We start from the raw sequence: 24019 nt of genomic DNA, 5'->3' as shown, positions 1-24019 counted from the left end.
TCCTCAGAAGCGGAAGTTCATCCGCCGCGCCACGCCAAGGCTGATCGAGGGCTGGTTGCGGTCCTGGACCAGCGGCGAATCCCCCGCGTCGCCCAGCAGCCGGCCATAGGTGACGCGGCCCATCAGCGCGGTGTCGGGCATGAATTCGTAGCGCGCCTCGACGCTGAGCCGGGCGATATAGGCGCCGCCGTCGGGGTCATAGGCGCGATGGCCGCTGGACAGCGATTCGGCGGCGGTGACGCCGAAATAGGTGCCGGTGAAATCGTCGCTGCCCATGCCGAGTTCGGCCCCGGTCCACAGCGTCAGCCGGTCGTTGTATTCGATGCGATACTTGGCCCCCAGCTCGCCCACGACGCCGTGGTGGCCGCCGAAACCCTTGCGGATGGTGCCGTAGCTGGTCAGCTCGCCCATCCGATAAAACATCTTCACGCCGACCTCGCCGGCATAGCCGATGTCCGACATGCCGCGCAGGTCCTGCGAGTCGTCGGCATCGCGCCTGCCGACGTAGTTCAGCGAGGGCAGGAAGGACAGCCCGTCCGGCTTGTCGCGGTCGGCGTCGGCGTTCTTCAGGATGAACCAGGGCGAGGCGTCCAGATTGTCCGAGCCGATGAATTCGGGGCTGTATTTCACGCCCAGGCCGGCATCGAAGGAAAAGCTGCGCCCGGTCAGCGTTTGCGCCATGGCCGGCGTGCTCAGCGCGGTGGCAGAGACCAGGGCGAGGGCGATGATGCGGGTCATGGGCGAATCCTTGTCAGCTTGACGAAACCCATTGGGCGAAACCGGCCGCCGGAGCAAGCCCGCGATGCGGAGGCAACCGGAAAAAGCCGGCCGCTGTGGCATTCACGCGCGCAACGCCTCTTCGAGCCGTTCCAGCGCCTCCATCCACAGCCCCTCGGCGCGGGTCATCGCCTCGCTGGCCTCGGCATGCTTGCGGCCAAAGGCCTCGGCCTTTTGCGCATCGTCATAGGTGGCCGGGTCGGCCATGATCGCGTCCAGCTTTTCCAGCATGGCGGTCAGCTTCTCGACCCGCTCCTCGGCGCGGCGGGCCTCGGCGCGCAGGTCCAGCACCTGGTCGCGCGAGGGGCGTTTCGCTGCCGGCTTCGGCTCGGGTTTGGCGGAGGGCTTGTCCTCGCCCGAGAGCAGCATCCGGCGATAGTCGTCCAGGTCGCCCTGCCAGGGCGCGACCCCGCCCTGATCGACCAGCCACAGCCGCTCGGCCACCAGGTTCAGCAGGTGCATGTCGTGGCTGACCAGCACCACAGCGCCGGTATAGTCGTTCAGCGCCTCGGTCAGCGCCTCGCGGCTTTCGATGTCCAGGTGGTTCGTCGGCTCGTCCAGGATCAGCAGATGCGGCGCGTCGATGGTCGCGAGCAGCAGCGACAGCCGCGCCTTCTGTCCGCCCGAAAGTTGCCTGACCTTGGTCTCGGCCTGCGCCTCCATCAGCCCGAAGCCGGCCAGTCGCGCCCGCAGCCGGGGCGGCGACTCGTCCGGGCGCAGCCGGCGGACATGGGCCAGGGGCGTCTCGTCCAGTTCCAGCTCATCGACCTGGTGCTGGGCGAAATAGCCGATGCGCAGCTTGCCCGAGCGGTTGATCCGCCCCTCCATCGGCTCCAGCCGGCCGGCCAGCAGCTTCGACAAGGTGGACTTGCCCTGACCGTTGCGACCCAGCAGCGCGATGCGGTCGTCCTGATCGATGCGCAGGTTCAGCCGATGCAGCACCACCCGGTCGCCATAGCCGACCGAGACCCCGTCCAGCGACACGATGGGCGGCGACAGCTGGTCGGGCTGCGGAAAGCCGAAGCGGTGAAACTTGGCCTCTTCGGGCGCGGTGATCGGCTCCATCTTTGCCAACATCTTGATGCGGGCCTGGGCCTGCACGGCCTTGCTGGCCTTGGCGCGGAAACGATCGACGAAGCTTTGCAGATGCGCGCGCCGCGCCTCCTGCTTCTTGGCCTCGGCGGCCTGCAGGGCGCGCTTTTCGGCGCGGGTGCGGGCAAAGGTGTCGTAACCGCCCGAATAGAGCACCAGCTTGCGATCCTCGAGATGCAGGATATGGCCCACGGCGCGATTGAGCAGGTCGCGGTCGTGGCTGATGACGATGACGGTATGCGGATAGCGCTGCAGATAGCTTTCCAGCCACAGCGCGCCTTCCAGGTCCAGATAGTTGGTCGGCTCGTCCAGCAACAGCAGGTCGGGCTGCGAGAACAGCACCCCCGCCAGCGCGACGCGCATGCGCCAGCCGCCGGAATAGTCGCTGGTTGGCCGCGCCTGGTCCTCGGTCGAAAAGCCCAGGCCGCGCAGGATGGTCGCGGCGCGAGCCTCGGCCGACCAGGCGTCGATGTCGGCCAGGCGGGTCTGGATCTCGGCGATGCGATGCGGGTCGGCCGCAGTCGCGGATTCCGCCAGCAGGGCGGCGCGTTCCTCGTCGGCGGCCAATACCGTCTCCAGCACGCTCAGCGCGGTGCCAGGCGCCTCTTGCGCGACGCCGCCGATGCGGGCGCGGGCGGGCAGGGTGATCGCGCCGCCGTCGAGGCCCAGCTCGCCCCGGATCAGCTTGAAGAGCGTGGTCTTGCCGGCGCCGTTCGGCCCCACGAGGCCGACCTTGTGGCCGTCGGGAATGGTGGCGCTGGCCTGCTCGAACAGCGGCCGGCCGGCGATGGAATAGGATATGTCGTCGATGCGCAGCATGGCCCCCGCATGGACGAAGCGCGCGCGGCCGTCAATCCTGTGTCATGGCCCGCGCCCAGGCGTGCGCCGGGCGCCGCCGCCGCTTTTCAAGCGCCGCGCCGCATGTTAACGGGGCGCGCAATTCCGGGCCATCCCGCCCGGATCAGGAAAAGGACGACCCCCATGGCGACCGAACGCACGCTTTCGATCATCAAACCCGACGCCACCAAGCGCAACCTGACCGGCAAGATCAATGCCAAGTTCGAGGGCGCCGGCCTGCGCATCGTCGCGCAGAAACGCATCCAGCTGACCCTGGCGCAAGCCGGCCAGTTCTATGCCGAGCACAAGGAACGCCCCTTCTACGGCGAACTGACCGAATTCATGACCTCCGAGCCGGTGGTGGTGCAGGTGCTGGAGGGCGAAGGCGCCATCCTGAAGAACCGCGAAGTCATGGGCGCGACGAACCCGGCCAATGCCGACGAGGGCACCATCCGCAAGGAATTCGCCCTCTCGGTCGGCGAGAATTCGGTGCACGGCTCGGACAGCCCCGAGGCCGCCGCGCGCGAGATCGCCTTCTTTTTCTCGGGCCTCGAACTGGTCGGCTGATCCGGCTTCTTCGTTCCCCAAATACTCGAAGGGAAAGGGCCGCCCATCGAGGCGGCCCTTTCTTCTTACTGCCGCTTCGCCGTCAGATCGACGCTGATGCCGACAGCGAAACCCACCGTGCTTTCGTCGGCATAGCCGGCGCCGATGCCGAAATCGCGGCGGTCCACCTGCATCCGGCCCTTGGCCGTCGCGGTATCGCCGTCGAGCACCAGGTCGAAGGGCAGCGCGGCCTCCACGGACTTGCCGGCGATGGTCAGCTGGCCGCGGGCGACGTGGCCCTCGCCCTCGGGCCGGATGTCGGCGTCGAATGTCGCGGTCGGATGGGCAGCGGCGTTCAGGAAGTCCGGCCCCTTGGCCGAATCGCTGACAGAACCCAATGCCAGCGAGGTGATGTCCACGGTCGCGGCGACATGGCCGGTCCGGCTGTCCGGATCATAGTCGATCCTCGCCTCCCATGTGCCGAACTGCCCGGCGACGGTGCTGCCCGCCTGCTTGACCTCGATGCCCAGCGAGCCCTGCTGCACCGCCCAGCCCGAGGCGGCGGCTTGCCCGATCTGCGCGGCGGGGGCGGGCTCCTCCTCGGCCCCGAGCGTGGCCGAGACGGCGGCGGTCGCGCCCCAGATCGCCAGCCCCGCCAGCGCTGCCAGCACATGCGGCAGCATCGAGGCGGGCGCGGCCGGCGGCTCGGGCGCGCGGCCGGGATCGCCGGCCATGCGCGCCATGGTGCCGTCGCGGTCGATCAGCGCATGTTTCAACGCCCCGGCGACATGCAGCGCGATCAGCCCGGCCAGCACCCACCAGCCAAGTTCGTGGAAGGCGGCGAAGCGCTCGGCCAGGGCGGCATCCTCGGGAACGCCCGGCAGCCGTTGCGCAAGCGGCCAGAGGATGCGCGAGAATTCCCCCGGCGCCGCCGAATGCAGCAGCCAGCCGGTCAGCGGCATGATCACCATGCCGATCCACAAGGCCCAATGCACGACGTCGGCCAGCAGGGTCTCCAGCCGCCGCCCGGGATGCAGCGGGCGCGGCTTCTTCTGGGTCAGGGTCCACAGGATGCGCAACGCCGCCAGCAGCAGCACGGCGATGCCGACGGTCTTGTGGGTGGAAAAAGCGGAAAAGACCGCCTGCATCTGCTCTTGCGTGCCATGCGGCAGGCTGCCGGCATAGAGCCCCAGCACGATGGCGGCCAGGATCAGGACGGCGATGCTCCAATGGAACAGGCGGGCGACCCAGCCATAGGCGCGGGTTGAGTTGCTGGCTTGCATCAGTTTTCCTCCATCGCTGCGCGCCAGTGCCGGCGGCAAAGCGAGACATAGGTTTCGTTGCCGCCGATCTGCACCTGCGCGCCCTGGCGCAGCGCCCGGCCATGCGCGTCCTGGCGCACGACCATCGTGGCCTTGCGGCCGCAATGGCAGATGGTGCGGATCTCGCGCAGGTCGTCGGCCAGCGCCAGCAGCGCCGCCGAGCCGGGAAACAGCTCGCCCCGGAAATCGACGCGGAGGCCATAGCACATGACCGGCCGGCCCAGGTCGTCGGCGGCGCGGGCCAGTTGCCAGACCTGCGCGGGGGTCAGGAACTGCGCCTCGTCCACGAAGATGCAGGCGGCGCCGGCGGCTTCGTCGCGGATCAGCGCGAAAAGATCGGTGTCGGGGGCAAAGCCCAGGGCCGGCTCGGAAATGCCGATGCGGCTGGCGATCACGCCCGGGCCGGTGCGGTCGTCCAGCGCCGCGGTCAGCAGCAGCGTGTGCATGCCGCGCTCGCGGTAATTGTATGATGCCTGCAGCAGGAGCGTGCTCTTGCCGGCATTCATGGTCGAGTAATGGAAATAGAGCTTTGCCATACCGGCAATTAGCCCCGGCGATGCCGGGGCCGCAAGCCGCCGCACCGGGCGGCGGCTCACGTTTGCGCGGGAATCAGGCCCGCTGCGCCGCTTTCGGTGCGCGCGACGGCCGCCGGGCCGGGCGCTTGCGGGCGCCCTGACCCTCGGGACGGGCGCCGGCGGGGCCGCCGCGTTCGCGGATCTTCGCCGCCTCGAAGGGCACCTCGCCGCCGACCACCGGGATCGAGGCCTTCATGGCCTTCTCGATGGCGCGCAATTCGCCGATCTCGGCCGGGGCGCAGAAGGCGATGGCGCGGCCGTCGCGGCCGGCGCGTGCGGTGCGGCCGATGCGGTGGACGTAGTTTTCTGGCACGTTGGGCAGATCGTAGTTATAGATATGCGCCACTTCCGGGATGTCGATGCCGCGCGCGGCCACGTCGGTCGCGACCAGCACCTTGGTATCGCCGGCGCGGAAGCCCGAAAGCGCGCGCTCGCGCTGGCCCTGCGACTTGTTGCCGTGGATCGAGGCGACCTTGTAGCCCCATTTCTCCAGCAGCTTCGACAGCTTCTCGGAGCCGTGCTTGGTGCGGCCGAAGACGATGGCCAGCTCGTCGCGATGCTTGGCCAGATATTCGGCCAGCAGCGTCGCCTTGTCGCCCTGGTTCACGAAATGCACGCCTTGTTCGATCTTGGCGGCGGCCTGGCCCGGAGGGTTCACGGCGACCTTCAGCGGATCGGTCAGATAGCTGTCGGCCAGCTCTTCCATCAGCTTCGGCATGGTGGCCGAAAACAGCAGCGTCTGGCGGTCCTTGGGCAGCATCTTGGCGATGCGGCGCAACGCGTGGATGAAGCCGATGTCCAGCATCTGGTCGGCCTCGTCCAGCACCAGGTATTTGGTCTGCGACAGGTCCACGGCGCCGCGCTCGATCAGGTCGATCAGCCGGCCGGGGGTGGCGATCAGCACGTCCACGCCGCGCTCCAGCCGCATGATCTGCACGTTGATCGAGGCGCCGCCGACGACGCGGAACTGCCGGATCGGGGTGCCGGCGGCATAGGCGTCGATATTGTCGGCGATCTGGGTGGCCAGTTCGCGCGTCGGGGCCAGGATCAGCGCGCGGCAGGTCCGGGGCTCGGGCTTGCGGCCGATGTTCAGCAGCCGGGTCAGCATCGGCAGGCCGAAGGCCGCCGTCTTGCCGGTGCCGGTCTGCGCGAGGCCCAGCAGGTCGCGGCCCTCGACGATGCCGGGAATGGATTTCTCCTGGATCGGCGAGGGGGTGTCGATGCCCATCGGCGGCAGGTTCACCGCCACGCGGGCGTCGATGCCCATGCGGGTGAAGGGCGTGTCGATATCGGGAATGGCCCGGCGGATGAATTTTTCCTCGGGCTCGTCGCGGTGGCGGCGGTGGTTGGTCGTGGGCTTGGCGTTGCCGCCGCGAAAGCCGGGCTTGCCGCCGCGTTCGCCGCGGGGCTGGTTGTCGCCGCGGGGCTGGCCCGAGGCATTGCTGCGCGGCTTGCCCGAACGGTTCGGGCGGGTGGTTTCTTGCGTCATGTCATCTTTCGGCCATGCGACCCGCGTATCGGCGCGCATGACAAGGGGCCGCATCGCATGCGGCTGGTTGCGAGGGGCGGGCGCGATACGCTATGCCCGCAAGCCTCCCCGCGTGAATGGGAAACCGGAAAAACGTGGCCGACCTGACGCGCGATGGCGTCGCTGCTCACGCGGCAGCGGGCGGCAACCTGGCGCAGATGAGGGTTTTCGCGCGAAAAGTCAAGCGCGATCGGTCGAATCCATCCAGATCGTCACCGGACCGTCGTTGACCAGCGACACCTGCATGTCGGCGCCGAACGCGCCCGTCTCGACCGGCAGCCCCAACCCGCGCAGCGCCTCGGCAAAGCGCAGATACAGCGCCTCGCCCCGCGCCGGCGCCTCGGCGCTGGAGAATCCGGGGCGGTTGCCAGTGCGGGTGTCGGCGGCCAGCGTGAACTGGCTGACCACCAGCACCGCACCGCCGATGTCCACGACCGAGCGGTTCATCTTGCCGGCCTCGTCGCGGAAGATGCGCAGCTTGGCGATGCGGGCGGCCAGCTTTTCCGGCGCGTCCTCGGGATCGCCCTGCATGGCGCAGACCAGGACCATCAGCCCGGGGCCGATGCGGCCGATGCTGCGGTCCTCGACGGTGACTTCGGCGCGAGTGACGCGCTGGACCAGGGCGCGCATGTCAGCGGCCCAGCATGATGCCGAGGACGACGAACATCAGGCCAAAGACCGATGCCGCCAGCGCTGCCATGTTCACCACCACGACCTTGCGCATCACGGCCCGCATCTGCGCATCGTCGGTGATCCGCGCCTTGGCCCGCGCGGCGGTCAGGATGCACCATGCCAGCGCGACCAACCCGACCGCGGTCAGCGCGGTCCCGCCCCAGATCAGCCCGTCCCAGATCGTCATGTTTTCGCCTCCGTCTGCCGGGGACGGCCTAGCGGCGATTGCACCCGCCCGCAAGACCGCCTAGACCGCGCCAAAACCCGAAGGAGCGGAACATGCAGGACGACAACGCCTATGGCATCGCCGCCGGCGAACTGCGCCAGTTCATCGAGCAATACGAGCAGCTCGAGGCGGAAAAGAAGGACGTGGCCGAGCAGCAGAAGGAGCTGATGGCCGAGGCCAAGGCGCGCGGCTACGACACCAAGGTCATGCGCAAGGTCATCGCGCTGCGCAAGCGCGACAAGGATGACATCGCCGAGGAAGAGGCGATCCTGGAAATGTACAAGGCCGCGCTGGGGATGGCCTGACCGCCCCGGCAAGGGCGAAGGCAGGGCCGGGCGACCGGCCCTTTTTCATGGCTTCGGCGCCGGTTCAGGGGGTGATGAACTCGACCCCCGGCAGGGCCGCGATCTCGGCGATGTCCGCGTCATAGGCGGCGGTGATGCGGTCCACCGTGTCCTGGGTCCAGCCGGGCAGGGCCAGTTCGACCTCGATCTGTTCGGGCAGGGCATGTTTTTGCAGCGCGGCCGAAAAGATGCGGCGCCGGCTTTCGATGGTCAACCGGGTTTCCTGCGCCATGGCGTCGCGGATCATCCGGATCCCGTCCGGGTGCAGGATGTCGCCCAGGATCTGCAGTCCCGCCTTCAGCGGCACGTCGCTGGGCATGGTGGCGATGCGGCGCACCACCTCGGGCCAGATCAGCGAGGTGTCCTCGTGGCACCAGATCACCAGGCGGCGGCCGGGCAGGGCGGCCAGGATGCGGCGGACGGCCGGCGCCCAGCGCAGGCTCTCGGGATCGATGCCGCCCATGACCTCGGCATAGGTGCCGCTGCCTTCCTGCGACAGCACGAACGGGATCAGAGTCGCCGGGTTCTTCAGCGCCATGAAGAATTCGACCTCGGCCCCGGGGAACAGGTTCGCCAGCGCCGCCATCTTCTCGCCCGCGGTGGAATAGAGCCCGTCCAGCGACAGCGCCCGCTCGGCCTTGCCCAGAAAGGTCGGCGTGCTGCAGATGATGCGGTGCGGATCGTCGGATTCCAGGATCGCGTCCAGCATCACCTGTTCCATCTCGGCCGTCGCCGGGCCGCCGTCCAGCGCCGCCAGCGCCTCGTTGAACACGTCGCGGTGCCGGTTCGGCGTCACCGGCTCGATCCCGTTGCGCAAGAGCCAGTCCCGGTTCTGCAACAGGGTCTTGACCATGCGGTAAAGATCGGTGCCGTGGACCCCGCAATGAAAGACGACCTGCATGGTGCTGGGAACTCCTGACTCGTTTCCGGCGCACAGTAACCAGCAATGCCGGCCGGGAAAACCCGCTGGTTGAATCCCGCGGACGCATGGCAGCTTGCCGCCGCACCGCTCCGCTGCGGGCGGATTTGTCCATTTGCCCGGTTGTCTTTGCCCCGACGGCCGGGATAGTTACCCTAAGGTCAACAGGGGAAATCGCCCCCGAGGGATTGAAAACACGCCCGTCACTTGAAAGACTGTCGCCAGCCCGCCGATATTACGCCAGTAGTCATTTTTCTGTATGTCTTTGAAAGACCTGGACCCGATGGAGATGCTGAAGGACATCGAGACCATATTGGCGATGCGGACGGTCGAGGGCCTGTGGCAGCATTATGTCGACCGTCTTGCCGGGCTCGGTTTTCTTCATGTCGCTTATCACAGGCTGCGGATCCTCGATGTCGGAGGCGCCCCGCTGGCGGACGGCCACCTGTTCCTCTCCAGCTATACGCCGCGGCTGGTGCAGGAGATTCTGGCGCAGGACGGCCTGTCCGACCTGCCGATGCACCGCTGGATCTGCACCCATCGCGGCAGCGAAAGCTGGGACTGGATGCACAGCCAGCGCCGCGCCGGCCGGCTCAGCCCCGCCGAGGAGCGGATGCTGGACCTGTTCGCGCGCTACGGCCATGTCTCGGGCCATGCGATCAGCCTGGGCGACAGCGTGCCGCAGATGCGGGCGGGCGTGACCCTGTCGGGTGCGATCGGGATGCGGCAGGATCGGCTGGACGCGCTGTGGCGGCAGCATCGCGCGCTCGTCATGACGCTGACCGGGCTGGTCCATCTGCGGCTGTCGGTGCTGCCCTATGCGCCGCCGGAGAATGCGCTGACGCTGCGCCAGCGCGAAGTGCTGGAACATATCGCCATCGGTCGCACCACGCAGGAGATCGCGGGGCTGCTGGACCTCACGCCGGCCACGGTGGAAAAGCACCTGCGGCTGGCGCGCCGGGCGCTGGGGGCGCGAACCACGGCGCAGGCGGTGCTGCTGGCGGCAAGCCGGCGGCAGATCCTGCTCGATTCCGGCGATGGGGCGGCAGAGCGCGGCCCGTCCGCGCCGACGCAGGACGAAGCCTCCGCCCTCTCGGTGTCGGTGTCGGGGAAGGTCCCGGATGCGTGTCTTCCGACGCGCGAGTTGTGAGCGGCCGCCGGCGCCATCCCGATCACCTGCAATGAAAAACGCCGGCCACAAGGGCCGGCGTTCCTGTCTGCACGGGCCGGGGATCAGGCGCCGGCGCGGGTCTTGGCGACCTCGGCGGCGAAATCCTCTTCCTTCTTCTCGATGCCTTCGCCGACCATGACGCGGGCGAAGCCGGTGATCTCGACGCCGGCCTCTTTCGCGGCCTGTTCGACGGTCACGTCGGGGTTGATGACGAAAGCCTGGCCCAGCAGCGTGTTCTCGGCCACGAATTTCTTCATCCGGCCCGGGATGATGTTGTTCTGGATCACGGCCTCGGGCTTCGGCTTGGCCGAAGAGGCGTTCTCTTCCAGGGCTTTCGCGGTCTGCACTTCCAGCTCGCGCGCCAGCAGCGTCGGGTCGAGGGTCGCTTCCGACAGCGAGACCGGGTTGGTCGCAGCAATGTGCATGGCGAATTGCTTGCCGATGGCCTGGGCCTTGTCGGCATCGCCCTTCAGCGCGACCAGCACGCCGATCTTGCCCATGCCCTCGGTCGCGGCGTTGTGGACATAAGAGACCACGGTGTCGCCTTCCAGGACGTGCATGCGGCGCAGGGTCAGGTTCTCGCCGATGCGGGCGATGGCGTCGGTCACGACGTCCGCAACCGGCTTGCCGTTCAGATGCGTGGCGCGCAGCACCTCGACATCCTCGGCGGTTTCCAGAGCCACGTCGGTGATCTCGCGCACCAGCTGCTGGAAGTCGGCGTTCTTGGCGACGAAGTCGGTTTCCGAGTTCAGCTCGACGGCGACACCGCGGCCGGCCTTGACCGAGACACCCACCAGACCCTCGGCGGCGACGCGATCGGCCTTCTTGGCGGCTTTCGCCAGACCCTTGGTGCGCAGCCAGTCCACGGCGGCTTCCATGTCGCCGTCGGTTTCGGTCAGCGCCTTCTTGGCGTCCATCATGCCCGCGCCGGTCGTTTCGCGCAGCTCTTTCACCATCGCAGCGGTGATAGCCATCGGGGGATCTCCTTGCTTTTCAATGCGTCAGGCGGGGCTTATCCCCGCCTGATGAATATTGCGTAAACCCTTGCAGGGGCGTGGGCCCCCGCCGGTTTCCGATCAGGCTTCGGCTTCTTCGGTCGCGCCTTCCAGCGTTTCCTCGACCGAGGCTTCCAGCGCGCCCAGGTCCACGCCGGCGGCGCCCATCTGCGCGGTCATGCCGTCCAGAGCGGCGCGCGAGGCCAGGTCGCAATACAGCGCGATGGCGCGGGCGGCGTCGTCATTGCCCGGGATGATGTAATCGACGCCCTTGGGCGAGCAGTTGGTATCGACCACGGCGACGACCGGGATGCCCAGCTTCTTGGCTTCGGCGATGGCCAGGTCTTCCTTGTTCACGTCGACGACGAACAGCAGGTCGGGCAGGCCGCCCATTTCGCGGATGCCGCCCAGCGAGGCCTGCAGCTTGGCCTGTTCGCGTTCCATCTGCAGACGCTCTTTCTTGGTCAGGCCTTCGGCGCCCGAGCCCAGCGTCTCGTCCAGGGCCTTCAGGCGCTGGATCGATTGCGAAACGGTTTTCCAGTTAGTCAGCGTGCCGCCCAGCCAGCGGTGGTTCATATAGAACTGCGCCGAACGCTCGGCGGCGTCGGAGATGGCCTTCTGCGCCTGGCGCTTGGTGCCGACGAACAGCACGCGGCCGCCCTTGGCCACGGTGTCGCGCACGGCCTGCAGGGCGGCGTCCAGCATCGGGACGGTCTGCGTCAGGTCGAAGATGTGGATGCCGTTGCGTTCACCATAGATGAACTCGGCCATCCGGGGGTTCCAACGCTGGGTCTGGTGGCCGTAGTGAACGCCAGCTTCAAGCAGCTGACGCATGGAGAATTCGGGAAGCGCCATGTCCATGTCCTTTCCGGTTTGCGCCTTGGCGGGGCTTTCAGGGCGATTGCCCCAACCGGTGGACCGTCGGGGGATGTCTCCCCCCGGGGCCCGACCCCGCCTGTGAAGTGCGCGCCAGATAGTCCTGTTCCGGCCGGAATGCAAGCCCGAAGAAGGCCAAGGCGGGGCAGAACGCCGGACGGACCGGAAAAAAGACGAACCGTATCGTTCGGATATCAACCTTGCCTTAAACTATTTGCGCGATCCTGGCGCAAGGCAAGACAGATCCAGCCATGGGAAGGCGCAGATGCGGAACCGCAAACCGACCAGACAGCCGCGATATCCGTCGGGGGAATCGCGATGTCGCTGACGATTCTGGTGCAGCATGCCGATGCGGAGCTGCGCGAAAGGGCGGCGGCGGCGCTTCGCGGCGCCGGCATGGCCGTGGTGCTGGCCGGCGACGGGACCGAGGGCCTGGCGCTGCTGGCGCGGCAAGAGGTGGACGCGATCCTGACCGGGATCAACATGCCGGGCCTGGACGGATTCGGCTTCATCGAGGCGGTGCGCCAGCAGGACCGGCTGCGGGCAGTGCCGATCCTGGTGCTTTCGCTCTGCTCCATGCCCGAGCTGAAGACGCGCGCCCGCAATGCCGGCGCGGCCGGCTGGCTGCCGCAGCCCTTCGATCCCCAGCGCCTGGTCGAGACGGTGTTGGCCGTCACCGGATAGGCCGCGTCGCGCCTGGCGACAATCTGCGGGCCGACCCGGCGGCTGCCCTGTCGGCGGCGCATCGTTCGTCGGTTCGGGGCGGTGCCTGCCGTCCCGACACAGGCAGCCCGCGCTTGCACTGGCCCGCGGCAGGGGCTATCCGGTCGGAAAAGGCCGGTTTAGCTCAGTTGGTAGAGCAACTCACTTGTAATGAGAAGGTCGCGGGTTCGATTCCTGCAACCGGCACCACGATCCAATCGCGGACGGGCATCCCGGTGACCTGCGCGACCAAGGGCGCTGCCGTGCCGGCGCGTCCTTTGCCAGCCGGCCGGCCCGCCCCTTGCACAGCCGAGGACGAATGCCCTTTACCATCGCCATCGACGGGCCCGCCGCCTCGGGCAAGGGGACCATCGCCCGCGCCTTGGCCCAGCATTTCGGCTTTGCGCATCTGGACACCGGGCTGCTTTATCGCGCCGTCGGCGCCAAGGGTGGCGATCCGGTCGCGGCGGCACGCGGCCTGGCGCCCGGGGACCTCGCCCGCGACGATCTGCGCAGCGCTGCGGCCGGGCAGGCCGCCAGCCGCGTCGCCGCCATTCCCGAGGTGCGCGCGGCCCTGGTCGATTTCCAGCGCCGCTTTGCCGGCGGCGAGCCGGGCGCGGTGCTGGACGGGCGCGACATCGGCACGGTGATCTGCCCCGAGGCCCGGCTGAAGCTTTATGTCACCGCCAGCGACCAGATCCGCGCCCGCCGCCGCGCGCTGGAACTGGGCGCCGACGAGGCCGAGATGCTGCGCGAATTGCGCGAACGGGACGCGCGCGACGCCGCCCGCGACGTGGCGCCGATGCGACCGGCCGAGGACGCGCTGCTTCTGGACACCAGCGAGATGACCATCGACGAGGCGGTGGCGCGCGCCATCGACGCCGCAAGGAGGGCAGGGGCATGAGCATATTGACCGATCTGGAGATCCCGGTGCTTCAGGCGCCCATGGCCGGCACCGCGACACCGGCCCTGGCGGCCGAGACCAGCCGCGCGGGTGCGCTGGGCGGGCTGGGCCTGGCCACCGCCGGCGCCGAACAGGCGGCCGCCATGATGGCCGAGGTGCAGGCGCGGCTGGGCTCGAACCGCTATCACGTCAACCTGTTCTGCCACCGTCCCGCCCATGCCGACCCGGCGCGCGAGGCCGCATGGCTGGACTATCTCGCGCCCGAGTTCCGCCGCGCGGGGGCCGAGCCGCCGGCCGCTCTGCGCGAGATCTTCGCCAGCTTCTTGGTCAGCGAGGGCGTGCTGGAGGCGGTGCTGGCCGCGCGTCCGGCCATGGCCAGCTTCCACTTCGGCCTGCCGCGTCCCGACCAGCTGGCGGCCCTGCGAGGGACGGGGGCGCTGCTCGCCGGGTCGGCCACCTCGTTGGCCGAGGGGCGGGCCATCCGCGACGCCGGGCTGGATGCGATCATCGCCCAGGGCTACGAGGCCGGCGGCCATCGCGGCATCTTCCGGCCCGAGGGCGAGGATGCGCAGCTGCCGACGATGGACCTGCTCAGGGCGCTGGAACCGCTGGGCCTGCCCCTGGTCGCGGCGGGCGGCATCATGGACGGGCGCGACGCCGTGCGTTTCCTGGATGCCGGGGCGGTCGCGGTGCAGATGGGCACGGCCTTCGTCGCCTGCCCGGAATCCGCCGCCAGCGCCGCCCATCGCGCCCGGCTGGGGCAGCCGGGGCAGGACACGGTGATGACCAGCGCGATCTCGGGCCGGCCGGCGCGGGGCTTTCGCAACCGGCTGACCGATCTCGGTGCCGCGCCCGAGGCGCCGCCGCTGCCCGACTATCCGATCACCTATGATGCGGGCAAGGCGCTGGCCGCCGCGGCCGGCACCGATTACGCCGCGCAATGGGCCGGCACCGGCTCGGCCCGCGCCCGTGCCATGCCGGCGGCGGAACTGGCCGCCGCCCTGGGTCGCGAGATCGCCGAGGCCCGCAAAACCGCCTGAAGCCTTGCCTCGGCGGGCGATCACGGCTATATCGCGCGCGTCAGGACAAGCGATGGGGCCAGAACAGGCCGCTTCCAACAGGGTCGGGCCGATGCCGCGACCCTTTGGCGTTTTTCCCTGGCGGCTACAAAAAGACCGGCGGAGCCAACCGCAAGGCCAGAAAACCGTGCAAAGGAAACTGATTATATATGTGCGCTAAAGCGACCATGGAGGAATTCGAGGCCCTCCTGAACGAAAGCCTCGAAATCGACACCCCGGACGAAGGTTCGGTCGTCAAGGGCAAGGTCATCGCCATCGAGGCGGGCCAGGCCATCATCGACGTCGGCTACAAGATGGAAGGCCGCGTCGATCTGAAAGAATTCGCGAATCCCGGCGAAGCCCCGAACATCCAGGTCGGCGACGAGGTCGAGGTTTATCTGGACCGCGTCGAGAACGCCCGCGGCGAAGCCTCGATCTCGCGCGAGAAAGCCCGCCGCGAGGAAGCCTGGGACCGTCTGGAAAAAGCCTATGCCGCCGAGGAGCGCGTCGAAGGCGCCATCTTCGGTCGCGTCAAGGGCGGCTTCACGGTCGACCTGGGCGGTGCCGTGGCCTTCCTGCCCGGCTCGCAAGTCGATGTGCGCCCCGTGCGCGATGCCGGCCCGCTGATGGGTCTGAAACAGCCGTTCCAGATCCTGAAGATGGACCGCCGCCGTGGCAACATCGTCGTGTCGCGCCGCGCCATCCTGGAAGAAAGCCGCGCCGAACAGCGCGCCGAAGTCATCGCCAACCTGACCGAAGGTCAGACGGTCGAGGGCGTGGTCAAGAACATCACCGAATACGGTGCCTTCGTTGACCTGGGCGGCGTCGACGGCCTGCTGCACGTCACCGACATGGCCTGGCGCCGCGTCAACCACCCGTCCGAGATCCTGTCGATCGGCGAGACCGTCAAGGTCCAGGTCGTCAAGATCAACAAGGACACCCACCGCATCAGCCTGGGCATGAAGCAGCTGCAGGCCGACCCGTGGGATACCGTGGGCTCGAAGTTCCCGATCGGCTCGGTCCACGCCGGCCGCGTGACCAACATCACCGACTACGGCGCCTTCGTCGAGCTGGAAGCCGGTGTCGAGGGTCTGGTCCACGTTTCGGAAATGAGCTGGACCAAGAAGAACGTGCACCCCGGCAAGATCGTCTCGACCTCGCAAGAGGTTGACGTGATGGTGCTGGAGATCGACGAGGCGAAGCGCCGGGTCAGCTTGGGTCTGAAACAGACCATGCGCAACCCGTGGGAAGTCTTCGCCGAGACCCACCCGGTCGGCACCGTCATCGAGGGCGAAGTCAAGAACATCACCGAATTCGGTCTGTTCGTCGGCCTGGAAGGCGATATCGACGGCATGGTCCACCTGTCGGACATCTCGTGGGATGCCCGTGGCGAAGACGCGATCCAGGACTTCCGCAAGGGCGACGTCGTCAAGGCGGTCGTGCAGGAAGTCGACATCGACAAGGAACGCATTTCGCTGTCGATCAAGGCGCTGGAAAATGACGCCATGGCCGAAGCGGTCGAGGGCGTGAAGCGCGGCTCGGTCATCACCGTCACCGTGACGGCGATCGAGGACGGCGGCATCGAGGTCGAATACAACGGCATGAAATCCTTCATCCGTCGTTCGGACCTGGCCCGCGACCGTCAGGACCAGCGCCCCGAGCGCTTCCAGGTCGGCGACCATGTCGACGTCCGCGTCACCAACATCGACACCAAGACCCGCCGTCTGGGCCTGTCGATCAAGGCGCGCGAGATCGCGGAAGAGAAGGAAGCCGTCGAACAGTATGGCAGCTCGGATTCGGGTGCCTCGCTGGGCGACATCCTGGGCGCCGCGCTGAAGAGCAAAGGCTGATCGGCCCCATCGGCTGAAAATGGCGCCCCCGGGGTTTCCGGGGGCGCTTTTCGTTGCGGCAGACCATGTTCTGAACCATAAAGTCTTGAAAATACCGCAACCAAAGCGGCCCCGGCCGCGTTCACGGATTGATTGCCGCGATGCCCGGCCTATGATCGGGCGGCAGGAACTCGTTGGACCATCCCAGATTCAGGAACCGCAATGATCCGATCCGAACTGATTCAGAAAATCTCCGAGGAGAACCCGCACCTGTTCCAGCGCGATGTCGAGCGGATCGTGAACACCGTGTTCGAGGAGATCATCGACGCCATGGCCCGCGGCGACCGGGTCGAGCTGCGCGGCTTCGGCGCCTTCTCGGTCAAGAAGCGCGACGCCCGCCAGGGCCGCAACCCCCGCACCGGCGAATCGGTCAGCGTGGACGAAAAGCACGTGCCCTTCTTCAAGACCGGCAAGCTCTTGCGCGAGCGGTTGAACGGCGACGCCGAATAGGCCAGATTGTCCGCGAATAGTCCTGCGGGGTAAGGCATGCGCGCGATCCGGGTTTTCTTCTTTGTGGTGCTGGCCGTGGTGCTGGTGCTGGTGGCGGCGGCGAATCGCGAATTCGTCACCATCAGCCTGCTGCCCGAGGCGCTCGCGCCCTTCGCCGGCGGGCAATGGTCGCTGACCATGCCGGCCTTTGTCGCGCTGTTCCTGGCCATGGTCTTCGGCGTGCTGGTCGGGCTGGTGTGGGAATGGCTGCGCGAATCGGGCCTGCGCGCCGAATCCGGCCGCCGCGCGCAGCATCTCGCCGATCTGGAGCGCGAGGTCGGCCACCTGCGCCAGACCCATGCCGCGCCGCGGGACGAGGTGCTGGCGATCCTCGACGACGCCGCGCGCAAGCCCGCCAACCCGGCCGCCCTTCCCGCGCAGGGCACGACGCTGCCCGCGCCGCGCTAGGCCGATGGCGGTCTCCGTCAAGATCTGCGGCCTGACCGAGGTCGCTGGCCTCGCTGCGGCCATCGATGCCGGTGCCCGCTATCTCGGCTTCGTCTTCTTCCCGAAATCGCCGCGCCATGTCGCCGCCGCGCAAGCGGCGGGACTGGCGGCCCAGGTGCCGCTGGGTCTGGCCAAGGTCGGACTGTTCGTGGACCCGGACGACGCGCAGCTCGACCAGGTGCTGGCCGAGGTGCCGCTGGACCTGATCCAGCTGCATGGCGCCGAGACGCCGGCCCGGGTGGCGCAGGTCAAGGCCCTGACCGGCCTGCCGGTGATGAAGGCGGTCGGGGTGGCCGGGCCCGCGGATCTGGACCGGCTCTGGGATTACGGCCTTGCCGCCGACATGCTGCTGATCGACGCGAAGCCGCCCGCAGGCGCGGCGCTGCCCGGCGGCAACGGGCTCGCCTTCGACTGGCGGCTGCTGGCCGGCCGGCAGATCCTCAAGCCTTGGCTGCTGGCGGGCGGCCTCACCCCCGAGAACGTGCACGAGGCGATCCGCCTGACCCGCGCGCCGGGCGTCGACGTCTCTTCGGGCGTCGAAAGCGCGCCGGGCATCAAGGACCCCGACCGCATCCGCCGCTTCATTGCCCGCGCCACCGCGCCCATCCTGTGACCCCAACTCTCATCTTCCGCGAGGCCCGGCGCGACGAGGTGCCGGCCGTGCTCGCGCTTCTGCGCGACGACATGCTGGGCCAGGCGCGCGAAGGCGACGACACCGCCCGCTATCTCGCCGCCTTCGACGCCATGCGCGCCGAGGCCGCGAACCACCTGATCGTCGGGCTGTCGGACGCTCGGGTCGTCGCCTGCTACCAGATCGTCGTCATCTCGGGCCTGTCGCTTTCCGCCGCCCGCCGCGCCCAGATCGAGGGCGTCCGCGTCCGCCCCGACCTGCGCGGCCAGGGCATCGGTACCGCCCTGATTCGCGACGCCGAAACCCGTGCCCGGGCCGCCGGCTGCACGTTGCTGCAACTCACCACGAACCGAAGCCGCCGCGACGCACATCGCTTCTACGACCGGCTCGGCTTTACCGCTTCGCATATCGGATATAAGAAATCCTTCTGAGGGACTTCTTTCCTCCCAAAATACCCACCCCGACCGCGCGCGAGGACAGCCATGGCCGAAGACCTGATCAACAGTTTCCTGAACGGGCCGGACGAACAGGGCCGTTTCGGCATCTTCGGCGGCCGCTTCGTCAGCGAGACGCTGATGCCGCTGATCCTGGACCTTCAGGCCGAATACGACCGCGCCAAGGACGACCCCAGCTTCTGGGCCGAGATGGACGACCTGTGGAAACATTACGTCGGCCGTCCCAGCCCGCTCTATTTCGCCCCGCGCCTGACCGAGGCGCTCGGCGGCGCCAGGATCTATCTCAAGCGCGAAGAGCTGAACCACACCGGCAGCCACAAGATCAACAACGTGCTGGGCCAGATCCTGCTGGCGCGCCGCATGGGCAAGACCCGCATCATCGCCGAGACCGGCGCCGGCCAGCACGGCGTCGCGACCGCGACGGTCTGCGCCCGCTTCGGGCTGAAATGCATCGTCTACATGGGTGCGCATGACGTGGAACGCCAGGCGCCGAACGTGTTCCGCATGCGCCTGCTGGGCGCCGAGGTGGTGCCGGTGACCTCGGGTCGCGGCACGTTGAAGGATGCGATGAACGACGCGCTGCGCGACTGGGTGACCAATGTCCGCGACACCTTCTATTGCATCGGCACCGTCGCCGGCCCGCATCCCTATCCGGCCATGGTCCGCGATTTCCAGCGCATCATCGGGCGCGAGACCCGCTGGCAGCTCGAAGAGCAGGAAGGCAAGGGCCGGCTGCCCGACAGCGTGGTCGCGGCCATCGGCGGCGGCTCGAACGCCATGGGCCTGTTCCACCCCTTCCTCGACGATCCCTCGGTCCGCATCATCGGCGTCGAGGCCGGCGGCAAGGGCGTCGACGAGCGCATGCTGCATTGCGCCAGCCTGACCGGCGGCCGCCCCGGCGTGCTGCATGGCAACCGCACCTATCTGCTGATGGACGACGAGGGCCAGATCCTGGAAGGCCATTCGATCAGCGCCGGGCTCGACTATCCCGGCATCGGCCCCGAGCACGCCTGGCTCAAGGAGCAGGGCCGCGCCGAATATGTCAGCGTGACCGACGACGAGGCGCTGGCCGCCTTCCAGAAGCTCTGCGAGCTGGAAGGCATCATCCCGGCGCTGGAGCCCTGCCACGCGCTGGCCCATGTCATCAAGCTGGCGCCGACCCTGCCCAGGGATCACATCATGGTGGTGAACCTTTCGGGCCGGGGCGACAAGGACATCTTCACCGTGGCCAATCATCTGGGCTTCGACATGAAGGTCTGATCACGGTCCGACACCGACAATGACAAGGACGCGACCGCGGCAACCGCCCGGTCGCGTCCGGCGTTTCTGGAACATGATCCGCTCTGGCACAGGAGGCCAAGATGTTCATGAAACCCCTCAAGATCGCCGCGCTCATCGCACTCCCCATCCTGGGCGCTGGCAGCGCCATGGCCGCATCCGTGACCGTGGTCCAGCAATATCCGCTGAAGGAATCGCAGCAGCAGGTCGATCACGCCCTGACCGAACAGCTGACGAAGCAGGGCTTCGCCGATGTCAGCCTGCACCGCGGCGACGGCCAGATCACCGTCTCGGGCGTGCGGCAGGACGAGCAGTTGACGCTGATCTATGATGCCGCCCACGGCCAGCTGACGCAGGTGAATGGCGAGCCGGCGCTGCTGCAAACCACCATCGACGACGCGATGAAGGGGCATGATGCCTCCTGACCCCCGTCGCGCGCCAAGCAAATCCGGGCCGGCCGCGCGCCGGCCCGTTTCATTTGCGGCCGCGCGCCTCGGCCACCAGTTCGGCCAGTTCGCCATTGGGCAGATAGCCGAAGACCGCACGGTCGCCGGCGATGAAGCTGGGGGTGCCGACCAGCCCGATCTGGTCGGCCAGCTGCAACGAGCTTTCGATGCGCGCCGCGATGTCCGGCGCCTCCATGTCGCGCTGCAGCCGCGCGACATCCAGCCCGACCTCACGGGCGACACGCAGCACCGAGGCCTGTTCGGCCTTGCCGCGCATCGCCATCAAGGCGCGGTGGAACTGCGGATATTTCCCCTGCGCCCGCGCGGCCAGCGCGGCCCGGGCGGCATAGCGCGACCCCTCGCCGAAGATCGGAATCTCATGCACCACCAGCCTGACGCCGGGGTCCGACTTCAGAAAGGCCGCTACCTCGGGCGCGGATTTGCGGCAGAAACCGCAGTTGTAGTCGGAAAACTCGACCAGAACCGCGTCGCCGGAGGGATTCCCCATCACCGGCAGATCGGGCGCGTCGAAGACGGCGCGCTTGATCGCCGCGATCTCGGCTGCGTCCTGGGCCTGCACCGCGGCGCCACCCGGCGAAAGTGCCGCGATCATCACGGCGGCGATTGCGGCAAGGGGGCGGCGCATGGAATATCCTTTCCCGTAACCCCTTCTGAAAGCCATCGCCGGCCGGCCGGGTCAAGCGATGCGACATGACAATTCCGTGCGAGATCCCATGCAGCCCGACCTTTTCGGCCCCCGCGACGACATCCTAGCCCCCGGCGCGATGATCCTGCGCGGCTTCGCGGCGCAGCCCGAGATCCTGGCCGAGGTGACGCGCATTGCCGCCGTCTCGCCCTTTCGGCACATGCAGACGCCCGGGGGGCGGCCGATCGGGGTCGAGATGACCAATTGCGGTGCGCTCGGCTGGGTCTCGGACCGCGGCGGCTATCGCTACCAGGCGCAGGACCCGCTGACCGGCCGGCCCTGGCCGCCGATGCCGGCAGGCTTTGTCGCGCTGGCCGGCGCTGCGGCGGCCCGGGCAGGCTTTCCCGGCTTCCGTCCCGACGCCTGCCTGATCAACCGCTATGTGCCGGGGGTGAAGATGGGCCTGCACCAGGACCGGGACGAGGCCGACCTGGGCGCGCCCATCGTCTCGGTGTCGCTGGGCCTGCCCGCGACCTTCCAGTTCGGCGGCCCGGAGCGCCGCGATCCGGTGGCAAAGCACGGGCTGGCCCATGGCGACGTGGTGGTCTGGGGCGGTCCCGCGCGGTTGAACTGGCACGGCATCCTGACGCTGAAGCCGGGCGAGCATCCGGCCACCGGCGCCGCCCGCATCAACCTGACCTTCCGCCGCGCCCGCTGACGGCCTGCGCCGTTTCCGGGAAGGCCGCGCCGACCAGAGGCAGAAGCCCCCTTATTTCCAGATCGGCGCGTGCCGGTTCACGTCCTTGTAAAGCAGGTAGCGGAAATTGCTGGGGCCGCCGGCATAGCAGGCCTGCGGGCAGAAGGCGCGCAGCCACATGAAATCGCCCGGCCCGACCTCGACCCAGTCGCGGTTCAGGCGATAGACGGCCTTGCCCTCGATCACGAACAGCCCGTGTTCCATGACGTGGGTTTCGGCAAAGGGGATCGAGCCGCCCGGCTTCAGCGTCACGATGGTGATATGCATGTCGTGCCGCAGGTCGGTCGGATCGACGAAGCGGGTGGTGGCCCAGGATTCCTGCGTGTCCGGCATCGGGATCGGGGCGATGTCGCGTTCGTTGGCGATGACCACATCGGGCTTGTCGAGCCCCTCGACGGCCTGCCAGCGCTTGCGCCACCAGTGGAAGCGCGAGGTCTCGTCGCCGTTCCGGACCGACCAGGCCGTGCCCGCGGGGATATAGGCGAAGCCGCCCGGGGTCAGCTCATGCGCCTTGCCGCCGATGGTCACGGTGATCGCGCCGTCGGTGACGAAGATCGCCGATTGCACGCCCGCGTCGTCCTCGGGCCGGTCCGATCCGCCCTGCGGTGCCAGCTCAACGACATATTGGCTGAAGGTCTCGGCGAATCCCGACAGCGGCCGGGCGATGATCCACATGCGCATGCCCTTCCAGCCGGGCAGGAAGCTGGTGACGATGTCGCGCATCGTGCTGGCGGGGATCACCGCATAGGCCTCGGTGAAGGTCGCGGTGTCGGTGGTCAGGTCGCTCTGCGGCGGCAGGCCGGCGAAGGGACCGGCATAGGTCGAGGTCTTGGCAGTCATGGCATCTCTCCATTGAGCCGGGGCGTCTCGGGCCCCCGTCCGATCGGGTGCCCGGCCCGTCTGTCCATGGACGCAGGCCGGGCGACGAGGTCGCGCGATGCCCTAGCCCAGCATCTGTTGCAGGCGCAACGCGCCGATGCGGCTGACCTGCCGTTCGGCCTCGGCCCGCTCGGTCGCGGTGTCGTTGTCGATGCGGTTGCGCATGGCGGCCATGATCCCCGGCTTGTCGTGGTCGCGCACGGCGATGATGAAGGGGAAGCCGTGCTTTTCCACATAGGCGGTGTTCAGCTGCTGGAACTCGGCACGCTCGGCATCGGTCAGGCTGTCCAGCCCGGCGCTGGCCTGTTCGGCGGTGCTGTCGGCGGTCAGCCGCTTGGCCGCGGCCAGCTTGCCGGCAAGGTCGGGGTGCGCGTTCAGCACGCCCAGCCGCTCTTCGTCGCTGGCCGCGCGGAACACCTGCGCCATGCGTGCCGCCAGACCGGCGGGGGTATCGTGGATGGCGCCCATCTCGCCTTCCCAGACCCGCTCGGCGATCCAGGGGGAATGCTCGTAGACGCTGCCGAATTTCGCCACGAAATCCTCGCGCGACATTTCCGACGGGCGCTGGCGCGGCTGATAGGGGTGGGTCTGCGCCCAGTGCCGGGCGATGTCGAGCCGGCTGGCGAACCAGACGCCCTCGTGCTGGCGGCAATGCTCGATGAATTTCTGCACCGCGATGGCCCGGCCCGGGCGGCCGGCCAGGCGGCAATGCAGCCCGATCGACATCATCTTGGGCGCGCCGGCCTCGCCCTCGGCATAGAGCACGTCGAAGCTGTCGCGCAGATAGTCGAAGAACTCGACCCCGGTGCCGAAGCCCTGGCCCGAGGAGAAGCGCATGTCGTTGGCGTCCATGGTATAGGGCACCATCAGCTGCGGCTTGCCGTTGTGGACATGCCAATAGGGCAGGTCGTCGGCGATGGTGTCGGCCAGATATTCGAAGCCGCCTTCCTCGCAGCCCAGTCCCACCGTGTTCATCGAGGTGCGGCCCTGGTAGAAGCCGCGCGGCCGTTCGCCGGTGACGCGGGTGTGCAGCTCGACGGCCTTGGCGATATGCTCGGCCTCGACCTCGCGCGGGATGTCGCGATAGTCGATCCACTTGTAGCCGTGGGTCGCGATCTCCCAGCCGGCGGATTGCATGGCGGCGACCTGCTCGGGGGCGCGTTCCAGCGCGGTGGCGACGCCGTAGATGGTGACGGGAATGTCCTTCAGCAGCCGGTGCAGGCGCCAGAAGCCGGCGCGGGCGCCGTAGTCATAGATCGATTCCATGTTCCAGTGCCGCTTGCCCGGCCAGGGCTGGCAGCCGATGATCTCGGACAGGAAGGCTTCGGAGGCGGCGTCGCCGTGCTCGATGCTGTTCTCGCCGCCTTCTTCGTAGTTGATGACGATCTGCACGGCGATCTTGGCGTCGCCCGGCCAGCGCGGGTTCGGGGTGTGCTCGCCATATCCGATCATGTCGCGGCTGTAGCGCATCGCTTGCTTCCTTCGCTGTTTTCTGCCTTCTTAAGTCATCATCTTGTGACCGGAACGTGGCAAGCACCGAATTTCTTGATGCAGAACC

The 24019-nt window shown here is 68.1% G+C and carries 27 protein-coding genes and 1 tRNA gene; 15 read left to right on the top strand and 13 right to left on the bottom strand.

Annotated features, from left to right (window positions below; all coding sequences use genetic code 11):
* Positions 1-3: 3 nt before the first annotated feature.
* Positions 4-738 carry a MipA/OmpV family protein gene (locus JCM7685_RS10150; RefSeq protein ID WP_074967741.1) on the bottom strand — a complete coding sequence of 245 codons (735 nt, stop codon included), beginning with the start codon at positions 736-738 and terminating at the stop codon, positions 4-6.
* 102 nt (positions 739-840) lie between these two features.
* A complete protein-coding gene (locus tag JCM7685_RS10145) occupies positions 841-2688 on the bottom strand; it encodes an ABC-F family ATP-binding cassette domain-containing protein (RefSeq protein ID WP_074967742.1) in 1848 nt (615 codons plus the stop codon).
* 162 nt (positions 2689-2850) lie between these two features.
* Here JCM7685_RS10145 and ndk point away from each other — a divergent pair, with 162 nt between their 5' ends.
* Positions 2851-3273 carry a nucleoside-diphosphate kinase gene (ndk, locus tag JCM7685_RS10140; RefSeq protein WP_074967744.1) on the top strand — a complete coding sequence of 141 codons (423 nt, stop codon included), beginning with the start codon at positions 2851-2853 and terminating at the stop codon, positions 3271-3273.
* Between the two features lie 65 nt (positions 3274-3338).
* On the opposite strand, the gene JCM7685_RS10135 is transcribed toward ndk, so the two are convergent.
* From JCM7685_RS10135 to JCM7685_RS10115, 5 genes are all read right to left on the bottom strand, one after another.
* Complete coding sequence (locus tag JCM7685_RS10135) at positions 3339-4535, bottom strand: cytochrome b/b6 domain-containing protein (protein WP_074967746.1); 1197 nt, start codon at positions 4533-4535, stop codon at positions 3339-3341.
* The gene (locus tag JCM7685_RS10130; RefSeq protein WP_074967748.1) at positions 4535-5110 is read right to left on the bottom strand and encodes a thymidine kinase; all 576 of its coding nucleotides are present in this window, start codon (positions 5108-5110) and stop codon (positions 4535-4537) included. The genes JCM7685_RS10135 and JCM7685_RS10130 overlap by 1 nt, the downstream gene beginning before the upstream one ends.
* 73 nt (positions 5111-5183) lie before the next feature.
* Entirely contained in the window at positions 5184-6677 is a 1494-nt protein-coding gene (locus JCM7685_RS10125) for a DEAD/DEAH box helicase (RefSeq protein WP_074967750.1), read from the bottom strand.
* 180 nt (positions 6678-6857) lie between these two features.
* The gene (gene dtd / locus JCM7685_RS10120) at positions 6858-7307 is read right to left on the bottom strand and encodes a D-aminoacyl-tRNA deacylase (RefSeq protein ID WP_074967752.1); all 450 of its coding nucleotides are present in this window, start codon (positions 7305-7307) and stop codon (positions 6858-6860) included.
* A gap of 1 nt (position 7308) precedes the next feature.
* The gene (locus JCM7685_RS10115; RefSeq protein WP_083412720.1) at positions 7309-7536 is read right to left on the bottom strand and encodes a hypothetical protein; all 228 of its coding nucleotides are present in this window, start codon (positions 7534-7536) and stop codon (positions 7309-7311) included.
* A gap of 92 nt (positions 7537-7628) precedes the next feature.
* Here JCM7685_RS10115 and JCM7685_RS10110 point away from each other — a divergent pair, with 92 nt between their 5' ends.
* Positions 7629-7880 (top strand): DUF2312 domain-containing protein, encoded by a 252-nt coding sequence (locus tag JCM7685_RS10110; RefSeq protein ID WP_074967754.1) that lies wholly within the window; start codon positions 7629-7631, stop codon positions 7878-7880.
* A 64-nt stretch (positions 7881-7944) separates the two neighbouring features.
* On the opposite strand, the gene JCM7685_RS10105 is transcribed toward JCM7685_RS10110, so the two are convergent.
* Positions 7945-8820: a hypothetical protein gene (locus JCM7685_RS10105; RefSeq protein WP_074967756.1), complete on the bottom strand. Its 876-nt coding sequence runs from the start codon at positions 8818-8820 to the stop codon at positions 7945-7947.
* Positions 8821-9097: 277 nt separating this feature from the next.
* On the opposite strand from JCM7685_RS10105, the gene JCM7685_RS10100 reads away from it, so the two are divergent.
* On the top strand, positions 9098-9988 hold the full coding sequence (locus JCM7685_RS10100) for a helix-turn-helix transcriptional regulator (RefSeq protein WP_231964613.1): 891 nt from the start codon (positions 9098-9100) through the stop codon (positions 9986-9988).
* Between the two features lie 83 nt (positions 9989-10071).
* On the opposite strand, the gene tsf is transcribed toward JCM7685_RS10100, so the two are convergent.
* Together tsf and rpsB are read right to left on the bottom strand one after the other, a co-directional pair.
* The gene (gene tsf / locus JCM7685_RS10095) at positions 10072-10983 is read right to left on the bottom strand and encodes a translation elongation factor Ts (RefSeq protein WP_074967760.1); all 912 of its coding nucleotides are present in this window, start codon (positions 10981-10983) and stop codon (positions 10072-10074) included.
* A gap of 102 nt (positions 10984-11085) precedes the next feature.
* Positions 11086-11865 (bottom strand): 30S ribosomal protein S2, encoded by a 780-nt coding sequence (rpsB, locus tag JCM7685_RS10090; RefSeq protein ID WP_074967762.1) that lies wholly within the window; start codon positions 11863-11865, stop codon positions 11086-11088.
* Between the two features lie 333 nt (positions 11866-12198).
* Between rpsB and JCM7685_RS10085 the strand changes: the two genes are divergently transcribed.
* The 11 genes from JCM7685_RS10085 to JCM7685_RS10035 all read left to right on the top strand — a co-directional run bounded on the left by JCM7685_RS10085 (position 12199) and on the right by JCM7685_RS10035 (position 20158).
* Positions 12199-12564, top strand: coding sequence for a response regulator (locus tag JCM7685_RS10085; protein WP_074967764.1), 366 nt, complete (start codon positions 12199-12201; stop codon positions 12562-12564).
* 152 nt (positions 12565-12716) lie between these two features.
* Positions 12717-12792 (top strand) — tRNA-Thr (locus JCM7685_RS10080).
* 109 nt (positions 12793-12901) lie between these two features.
* Positions 12902-13486, top strand: a complete 585-nt coding sequence (locus tag JCM7685_RS10075) for a (d)CMP kinase (RefSeq protein ID WP_074967766.1) — start codon at positions 12902-12904, stop codon at positions 13484-13486.
* Positions 13483-14526: an NAD(P)H-dependent flavin oxidoreductase gene (locus JCM7685_RS10070; RefSeq protein WP_074967768.1), complete on the top strand. Its 1044-nt coding sequence runs from the start codon at positions 13483-13485 to the stop codon at positions 14524-14526. Before JCM7685_RS10075 ends, JCM7685_RS10070 begins: the two co-directional genes overlap by 4 nt.
* 188 nt (positions 14527-14714) lie before the next feature.
* The gene (gene rpsA / locus JCM7685_RS10065; protein WP_074967770.1) at positions 14715-16394 is read left to right on the top strand and encodes a 30S ribosomal protein S1; all 1680 of its coding nucleotides are present in this window, start codon (positions 14715-14717) and stop codon (positions 16392-16394) included.
* Positions 16395-16595: 201 nt separating this feature from the next.
* Positions 16596-16883, top strand: a complete 288-nt coding sequence (ihfB, locus tag JCM7685_RS10060; RefSeq protein WP_074967772.1) for an integration host factor subunit beta — start codon at positions 16596-16598, stop codon at positions 16881-16883.
* Between the two features lie 36 nt (positions 16884-16919).
* Complete coding sequence (locus JCM7685_RS10055) at positions 16920-17330, top strand: LapA family protein (RefSeq protein ID WP_074967774.1); 411 nt, start codon at positions 16920-16922, stop codon at positions 17328-17330.
* A gap of 4 nt (positions 17331-17334) precedes the next feature.
* Entirely contained in the window at positions 17335-17982 is a 648-nt protein-coding gene (locus JCM7685_RS10050) for a phosphoribosylanthranilate isomerase (protein ID WP_074967776.1), read from the top strand.
* Positions 17979-18431 (top strand): GNAT family N-acetyltransferase, encoded by a 453-nt coding sequence (locus JCM7685_RS10045; protein ID WP_074967778.1) that lies wholly within the window; start codon positions 17979-17981, stop codon positions 18429-18431. Before JCM7685_RS10050 ends, JCM7685_RS10045 begins: the two co-directional genes overlap by 4 nt.
* 51 nt (positions 18432-18482) lie before the next feature.
* Positions 18483-19715, top strand: coding sequence for a tryptophan synthase subunit beta (gene trpB, locus JCM7685_RS10040; protein ID WP_074967780.1), 1233 nt, complete (start codon positions 18483-18485; stop codon positions 19713-19715).
* Positions 19716-19816: 101 nt separating this feature from the next.
* The gene (locus JCM7685_RS10035; RefSeq protein WP_074967782.1) at positions 19817-20158 is read left to right on the top strand and encodes a hypothetical protein; all 342 of its coding nucleotides are present in this window, start codon (positions 19817-19819) and stop codon (positions 20156-20158) included.
* A 49-nt stretch (positions 20159-20207) separates the two neighbouring features.
* Here JCM7685_RS10035 and JCM7685_RS10030 read toward each other — a convergent pair whose 3' ends face one another.
* Positions 20208-20825, bottom strand: a complete 618-nt coding sequence (locus JCM7685_RS10030; protein WP_074967784.1) for a DsbA family protein — start codon at positions 20823-20825, stop codon at positions 20208-20210.
* An 88-nt stretch (positions 20826-20913) separates the two neighbouring features.
* Between JCM7685_RS10030 and alkB the strand changes: the two genes are divergently transcribed.
* A complete protein-coding gene (gene alkB, locus JCM7685_RS10025) occupies positions 20914-21543 on the top strand; it encodes a DNA oxidative demethylase AlkB (protein WP_074967786.1) in 630 nt (209 codons plus the stop codon).
* 51 nt (positions 21544-21594) lie between these two features.
* Here the strand turns inward: alkB and JCM7685_RS10020 are convergent, their stop codons facing one another.
* Both JCM7685_RS10020 and puuE read right to left on the bottom strand, forming a co-directional pair.
* The gene (locus JCM7685_RS10020) at positions 21595-22422 is read right to left on the bottom strand and encodes a bifunctional allantoicase/(S)-ureidoglycine aminohydrolase (protein ID WP_074967788.1); all 828 of its coding nucleotides are present in this window, start codon (positions 22420-22422) and stop codon (positions 21595-21597) included.
* A 102-nt stretch (positions 22423-22524) separates the two neighbouring features.
* Positions 22525-23931: an allantoinase PuuE gene (gene puuE, locus JCM7685_RS10015; RefSeq protein WP_074967790.1), complete on the bottom strand. Its 1407-nt coding sequence runs from the start codon at positions 23929-23931 to the stop codon at positions 22525-22527.
* Positions 23932-24019: the final 88 nt, after the last annotated feature.

Source organism: Paracoccus aminovorans (assembly GCF_900005615.1).
In the GTDB taxonomy this organism is placed as follows: domain Bacteria; phylum Pseudomonadota; class Alphaproteobacteria; order Rhodobacterales; family Rhodobacteraceae; genus Paracoccus; species Paracoccus aminovorans.
The sequence above is the reverse complement of the archived record's forward strand: the minus strand, read 5'-3'. Positions and strand labels throughout refer to the sequence as shown.